We start from the raw sequence: 16,218 nt of genomic DNA, 5'->3' as shown, positions 1-16,218 counted from the left end.
CACTCCCGAAAACCGCTCGTATCGCCCTGAAAACCAAGGAGTCCCTTCATGCTTGAACGCCTTGCCCGGGCTGGCCGCCTGCTGCGCCGTCTGTGCGCCCCGCTGGCCGTCGCCGCCCTGCTGCCCGCCGCCGCCCACGCCGCCTGGCCCGAACGGCCCATCCATCTGGTGGTGCCGTTCCCGCCGGGCTCCTCGCCCGACCTGCTGGCGCGCACCATCGCCGAGCCGCTGTCGCAGGCGCTGCAGCAATCCATCGTGATCGACAACAAGCCGGGCGCCGGCGGCAATATCGGCACCCGCATGGTGGCGCAGGCAAAGCCTGACGGCTACACCCTGCTCTACACCATCAACGGGCCGCTGGTCACCGCCCCGACCCTGTACAAGCGCACGCTGGGCTACGACCCGCTGAAGGACCTCGCGCCGGTCACGCTGGTGGCCACCAGCCCCAATGTGCTGACGGTGCCGGCCAGCCTGCCCGTCGACAACGTGCAGGATTTCGTCAAGCTGGCGCGCGAGCGCGCCGGCGCGCTGAATTATGGCTCGGTCGGCCCCGGCAGCTCGGCCCACCTGGCCATGGAAATGTTCAAGCACGAAGCCGGCATCGACCTCACGCAGATCCCGTATCCGGGCTTTCCGCAGGTGATCACCGCCATCATCGGCGGCGACGTGCACGCCGGTTTCATGGTGCCCGCCATCGCCATGCCGCACGCACGCGACGGCAAGGTCAAGACGCTGGCCGTCACCAGCCTGGAGCCCAGCGACGCGCTGCCCGGCATCCCGACCATGGCCTCGCAAGGCTATCCCGGCTTCGAGGCCATTTCCTGGAACGCCATCCTGGCCCCGGCCGGCACGCCCGCGCCCATCGTCGAGCGCCTGAACCGCGAACTGGCCACCATCATCGACAGCGACGCGGTGCGCAAGCAACTGGCCGTGCAGTACTTCACGCCCGCCCCCTCCAGTCCGCAGGCGCTGACCGAACGCATCCAGGCGGAGAAAGCGCGCTGGGACCAGGTGATCGGCCGCTTGAACCTGTCGCTGGACTGAGCGGGCGCCTGTCCCGCCTCAGATACTGCCGGCGCACCCCGACTGGCGCCAGGCCTCGAACACCGTCACCGCCACCGCGTTGGACAGATTGAGGCTGCGCTGGCCCGGCCGCATGGGCAGCCGCAGTTGCTGGGCTGGTCCGAACAGCGCCATGTGCGCCTCGGACAGCCCGGCGGTTTCCCGCCCGAACACGAACACATCGCCCGCCTGGAACGCCATGTCGGCCAGGCTGGCGGGCGCGCGCGTGGTCAGCGCGAAGACGCGCGCCGCAGCCGCGCCGGTGGCCGCCAGCGCCTGCGGCAGCGTGTCGTGCACCTGCACCGGCTGCCACTCGTGATAATCCAGCCCGGCGCGACGCAGGCGCGCATCGTCCAGCTCGAACCCCAGCGGGCGCACCAGATGCAGCTGCGCGCCGGTATTGGCGCACAGGCGTATGGCATTGCCCGTGTTGGGCGGGATTTCCGGAGAGACCAGGACGACGTGGAACATGGCGGGATGGGCGCGCGGGCGCCGCGTGCATGACGGAAAGACCGCCATTTTGCCAGCCTTGGCCTGGGCGGACTTCAGCCATGGCTGGCCGGCGTGCGCGCCGCGGCCAGCACGATGACGCGGCCGGCGCCGGCGGCCAGCAGGGCGCGCGCGGCGCAATGCGCCGTGGCGCCCGTGGTGACCACATCGTCGACCAGGGCCACGGTGGCGCCGGCCGGCACCGGCAGGGCGCGCCACCGGCCCGTGGCGCCCCGGAGCCGGTCGCGGCGGCCGCGCAGCGTCTGGCGGCCGGCAGGCACCCGGGCCGGGCGCAGCTGGGTACGCGCCAGCGGCCAGCCCAGGCGCGCGGCCAGCGCGGCCGCCAATTCCGCCGCCGGATTGAAGCCCCGCCGGCGCAGCGACGCCGCGCTGGCCGGCACCGGCACCAGCAGGCAGGGGCCGCGCAGCGGCGGATCGGCCTGCCGGATGGCGCGCAGCATCAGGTCGGCCAGCGCCAGGGCCAGCTCATGCCGGCACGCGGTCTTGTAGCGGGAGATCAGCCCGCGGTAGGGCCCGGCGTAATCGAGCGCCGCCACCACGCGCTGGTAGGCGGGCCGCAGGCGCAGGCAATCGGCGCAATGGCGCGCCCGCGGCGCCAGGCGCACCGCGCAGCAGCGGCAGCGCGGCGTGGCCGGTCCCAGGGCCGCCATGGCCTCGGCGGCGCAGGGCTCGCACAGGCGGCCGCCGGCGGCGCGCAGGCCGCACAACGGGCAGTCCGACGGCAACCGGGCAAGCCAGCGCCGCGAATGCGCAATAATGTGGGTCATGGGCCGCCTGGCTCCCTCGATGCGGGCGTGCGCCCGATGGCCCTGATCACATCATGCCTGCCCGCGCCCGTGGGCGGCACCGCGATACAAATGTCCTTGCCTCCTTCCCTGCCTTCGCTTCCCATCGTGGCCGCCGACGTGGTGCGCCAGTTCTCCCGCCGCGGCGATCTCGCGCAGGCCCAGTTCCTGTATGGTGAAGTCGCGCAGCGCATGATGGGCCGGCTGCGCTATATCAGGCTGCAACCGGCGGCCCTGCTGGACGCCGGCTGCGGCGCGGGCGCCAGCCTGCCGCTGCTGCGCGACCGCTTTCCGAACGCCGCCTATACCGGGCTGGACGCCGCCGAGCCGCTGCTGGCACACGCGCGCCAGGCCTGGACGCCGGGCGGCGTGGCCGCCTGGCTGGGACGCCTGGCCCAGCGCGGCAAGCCCGCCGTCTCTTTCGTGCGCGCCGACCTGGCCGCCAGCGGGCTGCCGCCCGAGCAGCTGGACCTGGTGTGGTCCAACCTGGCCCTGCACTGGCATCCCGAGCCGCACGCGGTCCTGGCCGAATGGCGCCGCATCCTCAAGGTGGGCGGGCTGGCGATGTTTTCCTGCCTGGGTCCCGGAACGCTACGCGAGCTGCGCGAGGCGCTGGCCGATGCCGGCCTGCGCACGGCCACGCCGGCCTTCGTGGACATGCACGATTTTGGCGACCTGCTGGTCGAGAACGGTTTTGCCGATCCGGTAATGGACCAGGAAACCCTGACACTGACCTACGAGACCCCCCAGCGCCTGCTGGAGGATGTGCGCGCCCTGGGCGGCAACCCGGCGCGCGGCCGGCGCGCCGGCCTGGCCGGGCGCGCCTGGCTGGATCGCCTGCATGCGGCGCTGGAGGCCCGGCGCGGCCCGCAAGGTCGCATCAGCCTGAGCATCGAAGTGGCATACGGCCACGCCTGGCGGGCGCCGGCGCGGCGCACCGCGCCCGGCGAAACCCATCTCTCGGTCAGCGCCATCGGCGGACGCCGGGCAGGCTGACGCCGCCGGCCTGCGTCAGTGCAGGCGCTCGGCCCAGCCGGGCAGCGGATCGCCCTGCGGCGTGCTCAGGGCGCACACGCCTCCCACTGGCTCGGAGGTCGCGCGGATGCGGCGCCGCACCGCCGACGGAGGGGTGTCCTGGACGCCCTGGCCGCGCCAGTTTTGCGCCATGGACTCGACCACCAGGGGCAGTTCGCGCACCTTGAGGAATTGGCCGCGCAGCCAGCGCGCGTCGTTGCCATTGCGCAGGATCTCGTCGCGCAGGGTTTGCAGCATGTCGCCGGTGCCCAGTTCTTCGGCCACCGGCGCCAAGCGGTCGAACAGCGCGCGCAGGTGGTCCACCAGCCGCACGCGCTGCCCGTCCGGCGTGACGTAGCTGCCGTGCAGGCCGAAACGGCAGGCCTGGAAATGGTTGCTGCGATAGGCCAGCCAGGCCTGCTGGCTGGGTTCGGGGTCGCGCGCCACCTGCACCGCCAGCGCCTGCGCGAAGGCAGCCAGCTGGCAGGCCCGCTCGACGGTCAGCGGGGTGTCGCAGACCCGGATCTCGACCGTGCCGTACTCGGGCTTGGGCCGGATGTCCCAGTACAGGTCCTTGATGCTCTCGGCCAGGCCGCTGGCGCGCAGCTGGGCCAGGTGGGCCTCGAAGCGGTACCAGTCGGTCACGTCGGCGGGCATGTGGCCGGCCAGCGGGAAGCTGTTGACCGCATTGAGGCGGCAGCACGAAAACAGGGTGTCCACGCCTTCGCAATAGGGCGAGGCGGCCGACAGGGCGATGAAATGCGGAACATACGGCGACAGCCCGCGCACCATGCGCACCGCCGCGTCGCCGGAGGGCACGCCCAGGTGGATATGCTGGCCGAACACCGTGAACTGGCGCGCCAGGTAGCCGTACATCTCGGCCAGGTACTGGAAGCGCGGCGTATCGGAAATGGCGCGGTCCTGCCAACGCATAAAGGGGTGGGCGCCACCGCCCGTGACGCCAACGCCGACCGCGTCGGCGGCTTCGCAAAGGACATCGCGCATTTCGCGCATTTCGGCCAGCAAGCCGGCCGGGTGCTCGTGCACCGAGGAATTCAGCTCGATCATCGATCGGGTGATTTCGGGTTTGACCCGATCGGCGATGGGATGGTTGGCCAACTGGGCCAACAACTCGTCAGACGCGGCAGCCAAGTCAAAGCTGCGGGGATCGACCAACTGCAATTCGAGCTCGATACCCAAGGTGTTGGGGGCTGACGAAACGAAGGGGATCTGTTCCATCTCCGACTCCTTGCGTGTTCTTTCGATTGAGGGAACGCGCCATTCGGCTTTGAAGCCCGGAAACTGCCCGGGGAACACTCGACGGCGTCTTATGAAGGCATGATAGCCGCAACTTTGTGGCAAGAAGATTGAAATTCGTGACATTTATGCGCAACATCATGAATCGGAGATTTTTTTTACCTGTGACAATCATGTGAGCAACCACTCACACTCAAGTATTGGCGCGGATGAGCGGGCAGCGAGGTACGCAAAGGGCCGCGTAGCGCGGCCCTCGGGGGGTCAGGGGAAACCCGGGTCAAGGGTTTTCCCTTAGATAAAACGGGCGTTACCAAACGCCCGGCAGGTAACCACTATTTGAATGGCGTGGCGTCGCCTCCCCCGTATACGCTGCCGCCGTAGCCCCCCTCCACTTCGATCTTCACGCTGGCCGGGTCGACGGTGGACTGTCCGCCCTTGTAGTGCATGACCATGCCGGGAAACAGCATGACGGCGGCCACCATGAACAGCTGGATGACGATGAACGGCACCGAGCCCCAGTAGATCTGGCCGGTGGTCACCGGCTGGATGACCTTGCCGGTGATCTTGTCCTTGTAGGCGTCCTTGGGCGCGACCGAACGCAGGTAGAACAGCGCGAAGCCGAACGGCGGGTGCATGAACGAGGTCTGCATGTTCACCGCCAGGATGATCCCGAACCAGATCAGGTCGATGCCCATCTTGTCGGCCACCGGGCCGAGCAGCGGCACGATGATGAACGCCAGCTCGAAGAAGTCCAGGAAGAACGCCAGCACGAAGGTCAGCACGCTGACCACGATCAGGAACCCCCACTCCCCGCCCGGCAGCCCGATCAGCAGGTGCTCGACCCACAGATCGCCGTTGACCCCGCGGAAGGTCAGCCCGAACACCGTCGAGCCCACCAGGATGAACACCACGAAGCACGACAGCTTGGTGGTCGTGTCCATCGCCTGCTTGAGCAGCTCCAGCGTCAGGCGCCGGCGGATCAGCGCCATGATGATCGCCCCCACCGCCCCCATCGCCCCGCCCTCGGTGGGCGTGGCCACGCCGATGAAGATCGTGCCCAGCACCAGGAAAATCAGGAACAGCGGCGGGATCATCACGAAGGTCACCCGCTCGGCCAGCGCCGAGAGCATCTTCAGGCGAAACACCTTGTTGGCGATCGCGATCACGAACGCCGTCAGCCCCCACAGCAGCAGGCTCACCACCACCTGCTCGTCGACCGGCGCCGTGTCGTTCTCCAGCCACTGCCCCAGCACATAGGCCGACAGCGAGGAAATCAGCATCAGCACCAGCAGCGAACGCCCCCCGCGCGAGCCGTTGGGCTCGCGAAATCTGCGCGCCTCCTCGGGCAGCGCCGGCGCCGCCGAGGGCTTGACCAGCGAGACGACCACCACATAGGCAATGTACAGCCCCGCCAGCACGAACCCCGGCACCATCGCCGCACGGTACATGTCCCCGATCGAGCGCCCCAGCTGGTCGGCCAGGATGATCAGCACCAGCGAGGGCGGAATGATCTGCGACAGCGTGCCCGAGGCCGCGATCACCCCGCTGGCCAGCCGCCTGTCATACCCGTAGCGCAGCATGATCGGCAGCGAAATCAACCCCATCGAAATCACCGAGGCCGACACCACCCCGGTGGTCGCCGCCAGCATCGCGCCCACGAACACCACCGCGATCGCCAGCCCCCCGCGCAACGGACCGAACACCTGGCCGATCGTCTCGAGCAGGTCCTCGGCCATGCCCGATCGCTCCAGCACCAGCCCCATCAGGGTAAAGAACGGCACCGCCAGCAGCGTGTCGTTGGAAATAATGCCGAACACCCGCTGCGGCAGGGCCTGGAACAGCGCCGGGCTGAGCAGGTCCAGCTCGATGCCCACCAGACCATACAGAATCCCGTTGGCCGCCAGCGCGAACGCCACCGGAAAACCCAGCAGCAAAAACAGCACCAGCGTCGCGAACATGATCGGCGCCAGATTGGCTATCAGAAACTCCATGATCAGCGGCCTTCGTGGTTATTACGTTGTTCTTGCACGCTCGCCTCGCGCTCCAGCGCTTCGCGGGCTATCTCCTCGGCCAGCAGCTCCTCGGCGCTCTTGCTGCCATCGCGCGCGGTCGGGTCCGGACACTGCCCGCGCAAGAACCCGATGCACTTGATCAGGTGCGACAGCCCCGCCAGCACCAGCAGCGCAAACCCCACCGGAATCAACAGCTTGACCGGCCAGCGGATCAGCCCACCAGAGTTCGACGACTGCTCGCCGCTCAGGTACGAATCCATGAACACCGGCCACGACAGAACCATGATCAGGATGCACGCCGACAGCAGAAAAAACACCACCCCGAAGATCTCGATCCAGATCTGCTTGTGGCGCGGCAGCCGCGAGGACAGAATGTCCACCCGCACGTGCTCGTTCTTCAGCAGCGTGTAGCCCGCGGTCAGCAGGAACATCGCGCCGAACATGTACCACTGCAGTTCCAGCCAGGCGTTCGAACTGCTATGAAACACCTTGCGCACCACGGCGTTGCCGGCGCTGACCAGCACCACCAGCAAGGTGACCCATGTCACGGCCCGGCCGACCCGCAGGTTCAGCGCGTCTATGCCGCGCGATAAGGCGAGTAATGCCCGCATGTATTCCCCGATATGAATATGTAGGTATGGAAAACCGGCTCAATGGCCTTCGACGGGCGTGCGCCACGGCGTGGCCTTGCGCTCGAACCACACCAGCAGCGCGAACAGGGCCATGCCCATGACCGCCAGCACCGTCAGGGCCGCGAACACGCGCACGGTGTCGAAGGTGCCTTGCGCGCTCATGATCACGTAGCCCAGCCCGCGCTGCGAGGAAACGAACTCGCCGACGATGGCGCCCACCAGCGCCAGCGACACGGCGACCTTCATGCCGGTCACGATGGACGGCAGGGCGCCAGGCAGGCGTACCTTGAAGAAGAAATCGCGCCGCGACCCCTTGAGCACGCGGCCCAGGTCCAGCACGTCCTGCGGCACCGACTTCAGGCCGTGCACGGTGTCGACGATGACGGCGAACACGGCGATCAGGAAGGCGATGGCGATCTTGGGCTCGGCGCCGGTGCCCAGCCAGATGACAAAGAGCGGCGCGATCGCCACCTTGGGCACGCTGTTGAGCGCCACGATCAGCGGATACAGGAAGCTCTCGCACCAGCGCGAACTGACCAGCATCACGGCGATCAGCACGCCGCCCACCACCGCGACCGCGAAGCCGGCCACGGTGGTCATCAGCGTGTACCAGGCCTGGTCGGCGTACCAGCGCCATTCCGCGGCCAGCTCCAGCGCTATCTGCGAAGGCAGCGGCAGCATGATGGGGCGCACCTCCAGCGCCCGCCCCAGCCCTTCCCACAACAGCAGGAACACCGCCAGCGATACGGCGCCCGCTGCCGCATGCAGGCATTTGCGACCCGTGGCTGTCATGGCGCACGCCCTCCCTCGTCGATCAGGCCCATCTGCTCGAACAGGCCGCGTATATGGCGCACATAGCGGCCGAACTCGGCCGTCTCGCGCACCGCCAGCGGCCGCGGGCGCGGCAGGTCGATGCGGATGGTCTCGAGCACCCGTCCGGGACGCGGCGAGAACACCATCACTTCGTCGCCCAGGAACACCGCCTCGGCGATGCCGTGCGTGACGAACATCACGGTGTTGCGCGTTTCCATCCAGATGCGCTGCAGTTCCACATTCATCTGGTCGCGCGTCAGGGCGTCCAGCGCGCCGAACGGCTCGTCCATCAGCAGCAGCGCCGGGTCGTCGACCAGCGCGCGGCAGATGGCGGCGCGCTGGCGCATGCCGCCGGACAGCTCGCGTGGATAGTTGTCGGCGAACGCCGCCAGGCCCGTCAGCCGCAGCAGCGCGTCGACCTTGTCGCGGTAGCGCGCCACCGGCTTGCCGGCGAATTCCACCGGCAGCAGGATGTTGCGGCGAATGTTGCGCCATTCAAGCAGGGCGTCGCGCTGGAACACCATGCCTATGCCGTCCGGCGGCCCCTTGACGGGCTGGCCGGCCACGCGCAGTTCGCCCTCGCTGATCGTCTCCAGGCCGGCCACGCAGCGCAGGAAGGTACTTTTGCCGCAACCGCTGGGGCCAAGAATGCTCACGAAACGGCCCGCCGGCACATCGACCGAAATGGTTTCCAGCGCCTGCACGCCGCGTTCGCCGGGGTACTTCTTGCGCACCCCGGCCGCGCTGACAGCCGCCACGCTCACGGTTTCACCAGCGCGTCGTAGCGTTGCGGCCGGACCAGGTCCGGCACGTAGAAATCGGCCGCCTTGGCGTCGGCTCGCACCAGGCCCACCGAGGACAGCGTCCTGACCGCCTGCTCCCAGTCGGCCGGCACCGGCGCGCCCACGCGCTGGCCGGCCGCCAGGCCGAAGTAGCCGCGCAAGGCATCGATCTGGCCGCGCAACACCGCGCGGTCCAGACGCGCCTGCGGCCGCTGCGCCAGGATGGCTGACACGGCCTCGTCCTCGTGGCCGGCGTAGATGTATTCCCAGGCGCGCGCGCTGACGCTGGCAAAGCGCCCGATGGCCTCGCCGCGCTCGCGCAGCTTGTCTTCGCTGGCGAACAGCCCGAAGCTGGGCATGTCCAGGCCGAAGTCGGCAAAGCGCACGGCCCGCGACGGGCGGTTCTGCTATACCACGGGCAGGAAGAACGGAATGGTCGAGAATGCCGCGTCGGCACGGCCCACCGCATAGGTGGAGGCCTTGCTGGCGGCATCGACGTTGATCAGCTCCAGATCGCTTTTCTTCAGCTTGCCGCGCGCCAGGAACGCGTCGATGAACGGCGCTTCGAGCGAGCCTGCGGTGTAGGCCACCTTGCGTCCCTTGAGCTGCTCCGGCCCGGCGATGCCGGAATCGGCCGGCACCAGCAGGCCGATGTCGCTGTGGCGCGCGAACACGGCCACCGCCTTGACCGGCAGGCCCTTGTCGCGCGCGATCATCATGGACGCCAGGGCGGCGTGCCCCAGGTCGAAGCGGTCGCTGCCGCCCACGATCTGCACCGTCGTGACCGAACCGTTGCCGTCCTCCAGCGTGACGTCCAGGCCCGCCTGCTTGTACCAGCCCTTCTGCTGCGCCAGGTGGAAAGCCGCCTGCACGCCCCAGGGCGTCCAGTCCAGCCGCACCCGCAACGGCTCCGGCGCCTGCGCGCCGGCCGTGCCCGCCGCCGCCAGCAGGGCGATACCGCCCATGGCCCGGCGCCACCACTTCCCGATTGCCTTCTGCATCTCCATCCCCCTGGAATCGCGCGCGACGCCGGCGCGCCGTTCAGCCGCCGCGGCCGAACCAGCGCTTGACCCGCATCCACAACACGCTGAAGAACATCGCCACCGGGTTGAACTGCGCCTGCGGCAACGCCTCGCCGCCAGGCTGGCGCAGGCGCGCCGTCACGTTCTTGCCGAAATCGGCGATCATGCGCCGCACGAAATCCTGCACCAGGCCCGAGCGCGAGAACTGCGCCAGCGGCCCCTGCAGGGCGTACTGCAGATCCACCTTGACGCGCGTCTCATTCTCGGACACCGCCTCGACCTGGTAGGCAATATCGCCGGTGGCGCGCGACTGGCTCAGCGAATCCTGGCCGGCGCCGCGAAAAACCGCGCGCATGGCCTCTTCGTCGCGCTCCAGGCGAGCGGCGCCGTTGAACGCGGCAGCCATGGGGCCGAACTTGATGGCGATCTTGCCCTTGACACGCTGGCCGTCGGTCTCCTCGATGACCGCGCCCGGCAGGCAGGCCGCCACGGCCGGCAGGTCCACCATGAAGGCCCACACCTCGGCCGCGGGAAACGGCACGGTGAACGCGTCGACGATCTGGTTGCCCTTGCCGCTGGCCGGACTGGCGGCCGCGGCCGGCCGTGGCGCCGCCTGGGCCGCCGCCGGCGCGCTGGGCGTGAAAGGCTGGAAAGCGATGGGCTGCTCGCCGCGCGGCGCCGGCAGGCGCCCGTCGGCCGCGGCCGCGCGCAAGGCCTGCACGGCCGCGTCGGGTTGCTCGCGCAGGTCGCGCAGCACCGACATCACGGCGCCCACGATGCCCATGTAGCCGGTACAGCGGCACAGGTTGCCCGACAGTTCCACGCGCACGCGCGCTTCGTCGGCATCGGGCAGGCGCAACACGATGTCGCGCGACGTCGTCAGCATGCCCGGGGTGCAATAGCCGCATTGCAGCGCATGGTACTTGGTGAAGGCGGCGCGCAGGCGCGCCATGACCGGATCGCCGTCATAGCCTTCGATGGTGGTCACCTGGCGGCCTTCGCACGCCACCGCATAGGTGATGCACGAACGGACCGGCTGGCCGTCGACCAGCACGGTACAGGCGCCGCATACGCCATGCTCGCAGCCCAGGTGGGTGCCCGTCAGGCGCGCCTGGTCGCGCAGAAAATCGCCCAGGTGCATGCGCGGCGGCGCCTCGTGGGCCACCTGCCTGCCGTTGACTTCCAACGTTACTTGAACCATCGTCATTCCTGTACGCCCAGCGCCTGCTTCAGGCAGCGCGCCACGGCGGTTGCATGCAATTTGCGATGCAGGGCATCCTTGCCGGGCATGGCCTGCGCCACCGCTTCATCGATCCGCTCGGCCTGCAGCACGGCCGCGCCCTGGCGCGCCACGGCGTCGGCCAGCCCCGGCAGCAGGCAGGGCGCGCCGTCGAGCGCGCCCACCGCGATGCGTGCCACCCGCCGCGCGGGCTCGAACCAGGCCGCGCAACTGGCCTCGGCGAACTCGCCGGTCTTGCGGCAGAACTTGTAGTAGCCCCAGCGCGCGCCATCGGTCATGGCCGGTACGTGCACCGCGGCGATCAATTCGCCCTCGCCCACCACCGTGGTGTAGGCGCCCTGCATGAAGGATTCGGCCGGCACCATGCGCTCGCCGTCCACGCCGGCGATCTCGATGTCGGCGCCCAGCGCCACCATGGTCAGCACCCAGTCAGCCGCCGGATCGGCGTGCGCCAGGCTGCCGCCGACCGTGCCGCGGTTGCGGATGGCGCGATAGGCGATGCCCGTCGCCACCTGCTGCAAGGCCGAGCCGCGCAGCGCCGCATGCACGCCGTCCTCGATCTCGGCGTGGGTGACCGCGGCCCCCACGCGCACCCGGCCGCCGCGCTCGCCAACCTCGCGCAGCGCCGGCACCCCCGAGATGTCGATCACCACCGGTGGACGCGCCAGGCGCAGATTCAGCATCGGGCCCAGCGACTGGCCGCCGGCCATCAGCTTGGCGCGGCCGTCGTGCTGCCGCAGCCACTGCAGCGCCTGCTGCGTCGACTCGGCGCGGAAATATTCGAACTGCGCCGCTTTCATGCTGCCTCCCCGGCGCCTTGCGCAATGGCCTGCAGCACGCGGATCGGCGTCAGCGGGGTGCGCGACAGCTCGGCGGCGCCCAGGCCGCGCAGCGCATCGTTGACTGCGTTGAACAGCACCGCGGGCGGCGCGATCGCACCGCCCTCGCCCATGCCCTTGGCGCCGAATTCCGTATGCGGCGACGGCGTCTCGAAATGGTGCAGGCGCATGTTGGGCACCTCGGTCGGGCCGGGCAGCATATAGTCGGCCAGCGTCGAGGCCAGCGGCTGGCCATTGGCGTCGTAGGGCGTCTCTTCGTAGAACGCGGTGCCGATGCCCTGCGCGATGCCGCCTATGGTCTGGCCTTCCACGACCATGGGGTTGATCATGGTGCCGCAATCCTCGACGACCACGTAATCCAGTATCTCGACCGCGCCGGTGTCCGGGTCCACCGCCACCACGGCGGCGTGGCTGGCGTAGGTGAAGCAGCCGGTGTCGACCTTGGGCTTGTAGCCCACGTTCACTTCCAGGCCCGCCGGGTCCACGTCGGGCGGCAGCAATTGCGGCCGCAGGTACCAGGCGTCGGCAACGTCGCCGGTGGCGACCGATTTCTCGCCGGCCCGGTAGATGCCGTCCTGCAGCGTCACCGCGTCGTCGGCCACGCCCAGCATGTGCGCGGCGATGTGCCGCATGCGCGGCAGCAGGCGCTTGCATGCCTGCGACACCGCGCCGCCGGACATGACCAGCGAGCGCGATGCGTAGGTGCCGGTGGAGAACGGCGTCTGGCCGGTATCGCCATGCAGCACCTTGATGCGCGCCACGTCGATGCCGAGAATCTCATGGGCGATCTGGGCGAAGGTGGTTTCCATGCCCTGGCCGTGCGAATGCACGCCCACGCGCACTTCCAGCCCGCCATCGGGCGTCACGCGCACCGTCGCCTGGTCGAAGCCCGGAATCACGGGCGTGCCCCAGGCGGCGAATACCGAGGTGCCGTGCGCGGCCTGCTCGGTATAGGTGGCCACGCCCACGCCGATGCGCCGGCCGTCTGCCTCGCCGCGGGCCTGGCGGGTCCGCACGCCGTCGATGTCTATCATCTCCAGCGCCTTGCGCAGGCTGGCCGGGTAGTCGCCGCTGTCGAAGTGCTTGTTGGTCACATTGACGTAAGGCATCTGCTCGGGTTGCACCAGGTTCTCCAGGCGCACTTCCCAAGGCTCGCGGCCCACTTCGCGCGCCACGGCGTCCATCGTCAGCTCGATGGCGAAGCACACGCCGGTACGCGCCACGCCGCGATATGGCACGAAGCCGGGCTTGTTGGTGGCCACGCAGCGCGTCTCGCAGCGGTAGCCGCGAAAGCCATAGGGCCCGGGCAGGTTGCCGACCGCCTGGCCAGGCTCGAGCCCGATGGTGAAGGGCCACACCGAATAGGCACCGCCGTCTATCGTGATCCGGGCGTCCAGCGCCAGCAGCTTGCCGCGCTTGTCCGCATAGGCGGTCATTTCGTAATGGTGTTCGCGCGAATTGGCGCCGGCCGTCAGGTGTTCACGACGGTCCTCGATGAAGCGGAACGGGCGCTTGTAGGTCTTGGCCAGCCAGGCCACACAGAGCTCTTCCTGCTGCAGCACGCACTTGTAGCCGAACGCGCCGCCCACGTCGGGCGACACCACCCGCACGCGGCCCTGTTCGAGGTCCAGGCACTGGGCCAGCACGCTGCGTATCATGTGCGGCACTTGCGTGGCGCTGATCACCACCAGCTGGTCGGCCTGGTGGTCCCAGTAGGCCAGCACCGCCTTGCCTTCCATGGGAACCATGCATTGCCGCGCCAGGTCGATCTTGCGCTTGACCACCACCTCGGCGCGCGCGGCATGTTCGTCGAAGTCGCGGTCGGCGTTCAAGGTGACGAACACGTTGTCGCGCCAGTGCTCGTGCACCAGGTCCGACGTGGCCTGCTGCGCGCTGGCCACGTCGGCATAGACCGGCAGGTCGTCATAATCGACTTCCACCAGCTCGGCATGGTCTTCCGCCTCGGCGCGCGTCGGCGCGAACGTCATGGCCACCGGCTCGCCGACGAAGCGCACCTTGCCGCTGGCCAGCGGCGGCTGAACCGAGGGCTGGTAGGTCGGCAGGGTCGAATCGGCCGCGATATCGCGCGCATCGCCCATCATCGAGCGCAGCACGACCTTGTCGCGCACGCTCTCGGGCACCCGTACATCGGTAATGCGCGCATGCGCCAGCGGACTGCGCAGGAATGCCACCTCGCACAGCCCGGGCATGGCCATGTCGGCCACGAAGTTGCCCTTGCCATGCAGATGGCGCGCGTCCTCCTTGCGGGGAACGCGCGCCCCGACTCCTTGCCGTGAACCGGCGCCAACCTCGGCGCCGGTATGTTCTGTCGTCATGACTGCCCTTTGAAACTGAATGACGTCGATTACTTGGCCTGCGCCCGCGCCACGGCCGCGAAGGTGTAGTTGTCCAACGCGTTCTCGGCGACGCGGAACCAGCCCGCCTCGTCTTCCTGGAATTTCTTCCAGCCGGGATAAATGGCCTTGAAGTCGGGATTCTTTTCCGACAGCTCGGTCCACAGTTGCTGTGATGCCTTGTATACCGCGTCCATGACTTCCTTGGGGAAGAAACTGACCTTGGCGCCGCCGGCGATCAGCTTGCGCAGCGCCAGGGGATTGCGGGCGTCGTAGTTCGACAGCATTCTCATGCTCTGCTCGCCACAGGCGGCCTCGAACGCCGCCTGGTAGGCCGGCGGCAGCGCTTCCCAGGCCTTGTCGTTGACCATGGAGGTGATCGAGGCGCTGCCTTCGAACCAGCCCGGCGAGTAGTAGTAGGGCGCCACCTTGTTGAAGCCCAGCTTTTCATCGTCGTACGGCCCGATCCACTCGGCCGCGTCGATGGTGCCCTTCTCCAGCGCGGGGTAGATGTCGCCCGGCGGAATCTGTTGCGGCACCACTCCCAGCTTGGACAGCACCATGCCGCCGATGCCGCCGATACGCATGTTCAGGCCATTGAGATCGGCGGTGGACTTGATTTCCTTGCGATACCAGCCGCCCATCTGCACACCCACGTTGCCACAGACGTGGTTGACGATGTTGTATTTCTTATACAGCTCGCGCAGCTGCTGCAACCCCCCGCCGTAGTGGATCCAGGCGTTGTGCTGGCGCGCGTTCAGGCCGAACGACAGGCCGGTATCGAACGTCAGCGCCGTGTTCTTGCCGATGTACATCGTGCTCAGCACATGGTTGCATTCCACGGTGCCGTTGCTGACCGCGTCCATGTTCTGCGCGGAAGGAACCAGTTCACCGCCGGGAAATGCGCGGATCTCGAACTTGCCGTCGGTCAGCTGGCCGACGCGCTTGCACAGCTCGTCGGCCGAGCCGTAGATCGTGTCCAGGCTCTTGGGCCAGCTGGTCGACATGCGCCAGCGGACGGTCGGGTTGGCCTGCGCCATGGCGGGCATGCCCACCGCGGCCAGGCCGGCGCCGGCAGCGCCGGCGGCTTGTGCGAGAAAACGGCGTCGTTGCATGACTTGCTCCTGAGCTGTCGAATCGAATGCGAATATCTGCTTGTCTGGACACGGCCGGCCGTGTCCGGGGAATCCCGGCCGCCGGCGCGCCGGGTGGTACCGCCAACTACATCCGGGAGCTGAAGCCCGGTTTGGAACGACTTGCCCGCATGCCCGCTTCGGCCGCCTGAAACGCACCGAAAAAAAGTAAGTATGCTGACGTTTTATTCAGCATACTGATAGTGTTTTTGAGTGTCAACGAGGTTTTCCCCGGTGTTCCTGCCAGGCTCGCGTCCGCGTTTTCGCGGGCCGGTGCGCCGAGCGGCAAGTCCAGCAATGGCGCGGCTTGGCGCGCGATCGGCGCGCGCCCGCCGGGGCGGGCCGGCCAGCCCCGCGGCCGGGTGGCGCGACCAGGGAAATCCCTAGGATAAATTTCCGTTTTATAGGAAGTACACTGCGCATACTTACTCAGCACACTGAACATTTAGCCATGAACTGGATCAAGATCGCGACTACCGACCAACTCGAGGACGACGAGGTCATGCCTGTTACCGCCGGCGAGGCGAAATTGGCCCTGTATCGCAGCGAAGGCGAATACTTCGCTTCGGACAATGTCTGTACCCACGCCTATGCCCTGCTGTCCGACGGCTATCTGGAGGATGGCTGCATCGAATGCCCGCTGCACCAGGCCAGGTTCGACATCAAGACCGGCAAGGCCATGTGCGCGCCGGCGACGGCCGACATCCGCATCTATCCGCTCAAGATCGAGAACGACGACATCTACGTCGATCTGCAAGCCTGA

At 68.3% G+C, this 16,218-nt stretch carries 14 protein-coding genes and 1 pseudogene; 3 read left to right on the top strand and 12 right to left on the bottom strand.

Annotation, left to right across the window (positions count from 1 at the left end):
• Positions 1-48 precede the first annotated feature (48 nt).
• Positions 49-1,044, top strand: coding sequence for a Bug family tripartite tricarboxylate transporter substrate binding protein (locus LK409_RS21850; RefSeq protein ID WP_003807415.1), 996 nt, complete (start codon positions 49-51; stop codon positions 1,042-1,044).
• An 18-nt stretch (positions 1,045-1,062) separates the two neighbouring features.
• Here the strand turns inward: LK409_RS21850 and LK409_RS21845 are convergent, their stop codons facing one another.
• The gene (locus LK409_RS21845) at positions 1,063-1,533 is read right to left on the bottom strand and encodes a tRNA (cytidine(34)-2'-O)-methyltransferase (RefSeq protein WP_041937080.1); all 471 of its coding nucleotides are present in this window, start codon (positions 1,531-1,533) and stop codon (positions 1,063-1,065) included.
• 74 nt (positions 1,534-1,607) lie between these two features.
• Positions 1,608-2,339: a phosphoribosyltransferase family protein gene (locus LK409_RS21840; protein ID WP_362917185.1), complete on the bottom strand. Its 732-nt coding sequence runs from the start codon at positions 2,337-2,339 to the stop codon at positions 1,608-1,610.
• 36 nt (positions 2,340-2,375) lie between these two features.
• On the opposite strand from LK409_RS21840, the gene LK409_RS21835 reads away from it, so the two are divergent.
• A complete protein-coding gene (locus LK409_RS21835) occupies positions 2,376-3,353 on the top strand; it encodes a methyltransferase domain-containing protein (protein WP_049788683.1) in 978 nt (325 codons plus the stop codon).
• Positions 3,354-3,368: 15 nt separating this feature from the next.
• Here LK409_RS21835 and LK409_RS21830 read toward each other — a convergent pair whose 3' ends face one another.
• The 10 genes and pseudogenes from LK409_RS21830 to LK409_RS21785 all read right to left on the bottom strand — a co-directional run bounded on the left by LK409_RS21830 (position 3,369) and on the right by LK409_RS21785 (position 15,437).
• Positions 3,369-4,610, bottom strand: coding sequence for a YbdK family carboxylate-amine ligase (locus LK409_RS21830; protein WP_003807407.1), 1,242 nt, complete (start codon positions 4,608-4,610; stop codon positions 3,369-3,371).
• 350 nt (positions 4,611-4,960) lie between these two features.
• Positions 4,961-6,619: a TRAP transporter large permease gene (locus tag LK409_RS21825; RefSeq protein WP_003807404.1), complete on the bottom strand. Its 1,659-nt coding sequence runs from the start codon at positions 6,617-6,619 to the stop codon at positions 4,961-4,963.
• A gap of 2 nt (positions 6,620-6,621) precedes the next feature.
• Positions 6,622-7,251 (bottom strand): TRAP transporter small permease subunit, encoded by a 630-nt coding sequence (locus LK409_RS21820; RefSeq protein ID WP_010927384.1) that lies wholly within the window; start codon positions 7,249-7,251, stop codon positions 6,622-6,624.
• 39 nt (positions 7,252-7,290) lie between these two features.
• Positions 7,291-8,064 carry an ABC transporter permease gene (locus LK409_RS21815; protein WP_003807400.1) on the bottom strand — a complete coding sequence of 258 codons (774 nt, stop codon included), beginning with the start codon at positions 8,062-8,064 and terminating at the stop codon, positions 7,291-7,293.
• A complete protein-coding gene (locus LK409_RS21810) occupies positions 8,061-8,849 on the bottom strand; it encodes an ABC transporter ATP-binding protein (protein ID WP_003807399.1) in 789 nt (262 codons plus the stop codon). The genes LK409_RS21815 and LK409_RS21810 overlap by 4 nt, the downstream gene beginning before the upstream one ends.
• Positions 8,846-9,874, bottom strand: a pseudogene (locus LK409_RS21805) (ABC transporter substrate-binding protein). The gene LK409_RS21810 and the pseudogene LK409_RS21805 overlap by 4 nt, the downstream one beginning before the upstream one ends.
• A gap of 34 nt (positions 9,875-9,908) precedes the next feature.
• Complete coding sequence (locus tag LK409_RS21800; protein WP_010927383.1) at positions 9,909-11,096, bottom strand: xanthine dehydrogenase family Fe-S subunit; 1,188 nt, start codon at positions 11,094-11,096, stop codon at positions 9,909-9,911.
• Positions 11,093-11,929, bottom strand: coding sequence for an FAD binding domain-containing protein (locus LK409_RS21795; RefSeq protein WP_010927382.1), 837 nt, complete (start codon positions 11,927-11,929; stop codon positions 11,093-11,095). Before LK409_RS21795 ends, LK409_RS21800 begins: the two co-directional genes overlap by 4 nt.
• Positions 11,926-14,304, bottom strand: coding sequence for a xanthine dehydrogenase family protein molybdopterin-binding subunit (locus tag LK409_RS21790; protein WP_010925752.1), 2,379 nt, complete (start codon positions 14,302-14,304; stop codon positions 11,926-11,928). Before LK409_RS21790 ends, LK409_RS21795 begins: the two co-directional genes overlap by 4 nt.
• Before the next feature lie 29 nt (positions 14,305-14,333).
• Complete coding sequence (locus LK409_RS21785; RefSeq protein ID WP_010927381.1) at positions 14,334-15,437, bottom strand: TRAP transporter substrate-binding protein; 1,104 nt, start codon at positions 15,435-15,437, stop codon at positions 14,334-14,336.
• Positions 15,438-15,906: 469 nt separating this feature from the next.
• On the opposite strand from LK409_RS21785, the gene LK409_RS21780 reads away from it, so the two are divergent.
• Complete coding sequence (locus LK409_RS21780; protein ID WP_003807389.1) at positions 15,907-16,218, top strand: non-heme iron oxygenase ferredoxin subunit; 312 nt, start codon at positions 15,907-15,909, stop codon at positions 16,216-16,218.

Source organism: Bordetella parapertussis (genome assembly GCF_020735925.1).
Taxonomy (GTDB): Bacteria; Pseudomonadota; Gammaproteobacteria; order Burkholderiales; family Burkholderiaceae_B; genus Bordetella; species Bordetella pertussis.
The sequence above is the reverse complement of the archived record's forward strand: the minus strand, read 5'-3'. Positions and strand labels throughout refer to the sequence as shown.

Coding starts and splice junctions, on each gene's coding strand:
- LK409_RS21795 (WP_010927382.1), bottom strand. CDS start 11,929: ATGAAAGCGGCGCAGTTCGAATATTTCCGCGCCGAGTCGACGCAGCAG.
- LK409_RS21785 (WP_010927381.1), bottom strand. CDS start 15,437: ATGCAACGACGCCGTTTTCTCGCACAAGCCGCCGGCGCTGCCGGCGCC.
- LK409_RS21800 (WP_010927383.1), bottom strand. CDS start 11,096: ATGACGATGGTTCAAGTAACGTTGGAAGTCAACGGCAGGCAGGTGGCC.
- LK409_RS21830 (WP_003807407.1), bottom strand. CDS start 4,610: ATGGAACAGATCCCCTTCGTTTCGTCAGCCCCCAACACCTTGGGTATC.
- LK409_RS21815 (WP_003807400.1), bottom strand. CDS start 8,064: ATGACAGCCACGGGTCGCAAATGCCTGCATGCGGCAGCGGGCGCCGTA.
- LK409_RS21790 (WP_010925752.1), bottom strand. CDS start 14,304: ATGACGACAGAACATACCGGCGCCGAGGTTGGCGCCGGTTCACGGCAA.
- LK409_RS21835 (WP_049788683.1), top strand. CDS start 2,376: ATGGCCCTGATCACATCATGCCTGCCCGCGCCCGTGGGCGGCACCGCG.
- LK409_RS21825 (WP_003807404.1), bottom strand. CDS start 6,619: ATGGAGTTTCTGATAGCCAATCTGGCGCCGATCATGTTCGCGACGCTG.
- LK409_RS21840 (WP_362917185.1), bottom strand. CDS start 2,339: ATGACCCACATTATTGCGCATTCGCGGCGCTGGCTTGCCCGGTTGCCG.
- LK409_RS21845 (WP_041937080.1), bottom strand. CDS start 1,533: ATGTTCCACGTCGTCCTGGTCTCTCCGGAAATCCCGCCCAACACGGGC.
- LK409_RS21850 (WP_003807415.1), top strand. CDS start 49: ATGCTTGAACGCCTTGCCCGGGCTGGCCGCCTGCTGCGCCGTCTGTGC.
- LK409_RS21780 (WP_003807389.1), top strand. CDS start 15,907: ATGAACTGGATCAAGATCGCGACTACCGACCAACTCGAGGACGACGAG.
- LK409_RS21820 (WP_010927384.1), bottom strand. CDS start 7,251: ATGCGGGCATTACTCGCCTTATCGCGCGGCATAGACGCGCTGAACCTG.